The organism is Streptomyces sp. E11-3 (assembly GCF_046540415.1).
GTDB lineage: Bacteria > Actinomycetota > Actinomycetes > Streptomycetales > Streptomycetaceae > Streptomyces.
This window is the reverse complement of the sequence record NZ_JAZGRL010000048.1, coordinates 1-3,163: the sequence shown is the minus strand read 5'-3', so window position 1 is coordinate 3,163 and position 3,163 is coordinate 1. Positions and strand designations below refer to the sequence as shown.

Genomic DNA, 3,163 nt, shown 5'->3' with positions numbered 1-3,163 from the left:
CCCTGCGAATCGCCACGCCCACGCCCCGACCCCTCTCCAACCACCCTGGCAACACTGGAGGTTGAAGCGTAGGCGATCACTCTTACGGGGGATGGACAGTCCGAACGGGAACTACAAGATCCAGGCTCCCGTTCTCCTGGTACGACCCTCGCCACGACTCTCGACATCCGCACCACCGACAGGAGACAGGCTGATGGCAGGCTTCATGGACCGCGCCAAGGAGCAGGCGCAGCGCGGACTCCACCAAGGCAAGCAGAAGCTCGACGAGGTCCAGGCCCAGCGCGCCGGGGGCGACCTCCTCAAGAAGCTGGGGGCGGCCTACTACGCCGAGCAGCGGGGCAGCGGCAGCGCGGAGGCCACCCAGCAGGCACTCCAGGCACTCGAATCCCACATCGCGGCGCACGACGACTCCTTCCTGCCCTAGAGCGCGGGCCTGCCCTAGAGCACGGTCCTGCCCTTAGGTGCGGGCCTGCCCCTAGGGCGCGGGGGCGGAGGCCCCTCCTGCCCCGGGTGCACCACATCGCCGTACCGGTCCGCTGGCCGGATCGCATCGCACGCGGCTCGAACGACTCGCTCCGGCTCCGGGCTTCCCGGTAGAAGCAGGTCGTACCAGGTGGCGCGCGAACGGCGGCCGCCCTGTCCCGCGAAGGAGGCGGTCATGGCCCCACCCATGTCCGCGGACCGATTCCTGAAGGCACTGAGCGACGAAGGACTGCGCGTCGTCGAGGTCGGCAACTGGCGCACCCACCACCGCAACCACAAAGGCCCTTGGGGGGCCGTACACGGCGTGATGATCCACCACACCGTGACCTCGGGCAGCGAGCAGACCGTCCGCATCTGCCGTGACGGCTACGCGGGACTGCCCGGCCCGCTGTGCCACGGCGTGATCACCAAGGACGGCACAGTCCACCTCGTCGGGTACGGCCGCGCCAACCACGCGGGCCCGGGCGACGACGACACCCTGCGTGCCGTCATCGCGGAGAAGCGCCTCCCCCCGACCAACGAAGCCAACACGGACGGTAACCGCCACTTCTACGGCTTCGAGTGCGAGAACCTCGGCGACGGCCAGGACCCCTGGCCGAGCGCCCAGCTGGAGGCCATCGAGAAGGCCTGCGCGGCCCTGCTGCGGGTCCACGGCTGGACCGCGCCGTCCGTCATCGGGCATCTGGAGTGGCAGCCCGGCAAGGTGGACCCACGCGGCTTCACCATGCAGGACATGCGCGAGCGCGTCGCCGGACGCCTGAAATGACACCGGAGACCCGAGGACACCGGACACCTGAAGTGACACCGGACACCTGAGGTGACAATGGCCGGGTGAACACGCCCCACCCCTCGGCCCTGCGGCCCAGACTCCCGTCCCCGCTCCAGGAGGTCGAGGACGAGCGCTTCACCCGGCACGGCGTCCAGCTGCTCCTCAAGCGCGACGACCTCATCCACGAGGCCCTGCCAGGCAACAAGTGGCGCAAACTCGCCCCGAACCTGGACGCCGCCGCAGGTCGCCCCCTGCTCACTTTCGGCGGCGCCTACTCCAACCATCTACGGGCAGTAGCCGCGGCCGGCCACCTCCTGGGCTGCGCGACGATCGGGGTCGTACGAGGTGACGAACTGGCCACCCGGCCCCTGAACTGGTCCCTGACCCAGTGCGCGGAGGACGGGATGCGGCTGCACTTCGTGGACCGTACGGCCTACCGGGCGAAGGGCGACCCACAGGCGCTCGCCGAGATCCTGCGCGCCGTCACTACCGACGGTCAGGGGCCCGCGGCGGAAGACCTCGTCGTCGTACCCGAAGGGGGCAGCAACGCGCTCGCCGTGCGGGGCTGTGCGGAACTCGGCCGCGAGCTGCGCGGCCGAGCCGATGTCGCCGCCGTGGCCTGCGGCACCGGCGGCACTCTGGCCGGGCTCGCCGCCGGGCTGGGCCCCGGCTCGCGGGCCCTGGGGATACCTGTACTCAAGGGCGGCTTCCTCGGCGCGGAGGTCCAGCGCCTGCAACAGGCCGCCTTCGGCGCCCACACGGGGGACTGGCACCTGGTGGACCGCTTCCACTGCGGCGGCTACGCCCGTACGACCCCGGAGCTCGACGCCTTCGCCGCCGACTTCGAGCAGCGCCACGCCCTGCCCGTCGAACGTCACTATGTCGCCAAACTGCTTTACGGACTTACCACCCTCGCCGACGAGGGAGCTTTCCCGCCCGGCACCCGCCTGGCCGCCGTGATCACTGGTCACCCACCACGCCCGGGTGGCACGATCGCCTGATCCGACACTCGGGCCCCGCGGAAGGGACGGTTCGATCGCCGAACGCCTGGGTACGTCAACCCGGCGCGCGCTGTTTCCAATTGGGCCCGCAGACCCCTAGCCACTGTCCGTACCCGTAGGCTTACTATGAGTGACACCAATGGGCCGGGGGTACCGGGACAGGAAAAGTGGAAGCGCGATAGCGTCACCGCTGAACCATGCCGCACGGCAGACCGTGCGGCACCGTACCGGACCACCACAGCGCGGCGGGCCAGATCCCGACCGTGCTTGTACACCTTGGAGGTGAGGGTGTCCCAGATCGCAGGCGAGCCCGGGGCACAGGACTTCGTGGAAGTCCGGCTACCGGCTGCGGGTGCCTACCTGTCGGTGCTGCGGACGGCCACGGCCGGTCTCGCGGCGCGGTTGGACTTCACCCTCGACGAGATCGAGGATCTGCGCATCGCGGTCGACGAGGCCTGCGCGATCCTCCTGCAACAGGCCGTCCCCGGCTCCGTACTCAGCTGTGTCTTCCAGTTGATCGACGACTCACTGGAGGTCACGGTCTCGGCCCCGACCACCGACGGCCGCGCCCCTGAGCGCGACACCTTCGCCTGGACGGTGCTGTCAGCCCTGGCGGGACAGGTCGATGCCACGGTCGCCGACGACAACACCGTCGCGATCAGCCTCTACAAGAAGCGCGGCGCGGGACCCGGGCCGGCGTGAGGGACGGGGACGGGCCGATGCGGGACGAGAAGCGCAGCGCATGGGGCCTCCCGGCCGATGGCGAAGACGGCGGGGGCGGCCGAACGGGGATGCCGCAGACCACGAGCATCCCCGAGCAGCAGGCCCGGCCACACCCTCAGGACAATCCGGAGCAGAGTGCGGCACAGCAGGCGGAGCGCGATGACAGAGGCGAGCGCGGAGCGCGCTC

General features: G+C 70.3%; 4 protein-coding genes and 1 pseudogene. All 5 read left to right on the top strand.

Translation table 11 applies throughout. The annotated features are described in order from the left end of the window. Positions 1 to 193: 193 nt before the first annotated feature. A complete protein-coding gene (locus U9R90_RS34715; protein WP_411061355.1) occupies positions 194 to 424 on the top strand; it encodes a hypothetical protein in 231 nt (76 codons plus the stop codon). Positions 425 to 658: 234 nt separating this feature from the next. Continuing rightward, a complete protein-coding gene (locus U9R90_RS34710) occupies positions 659 to 1,249 on the top strand; it encodes an N-acetylmuramoyl-L-alanine amidase (protein WP_411061354.1) in 591 nt (196 codons plus the stop codon). Positions 1,250 to 1,314: 65 nt separating this feature from the next. Next, a complete protein-coding gene (locus U9R90_RS34705; RefSeq protein WP_411061353.1) occupies positions 1,315 to 2,253 on the top strand; it encodes a 1-aminocyclopropane-1-carboxylate deaminase/D-cysteine desulfhydrase in 939 nt (312 codons plus the stop codon). Positions 2,254 to 2,541: 288 nt separating this feature from the next. Next, complete coding sequence (locus U9R90_RS34700) at positions 2,542 to 2,955, top strand: anti-sigma regulatory factor (RefSeq protein ID WP_411061351.1); 414 nt, start codon at positions 2,542 to 2,544, stop codon at positions 2,953 to 2,955. 17 nt (positions 2,956 to 2,972) lie between these two features. Continuing rightward, a pseudogene (locus U9R90_RS34695) lies at positions 2,973 to 3,163 on the top strand (RNA polymerase subunit sigma-70); the annotation flags it as partial.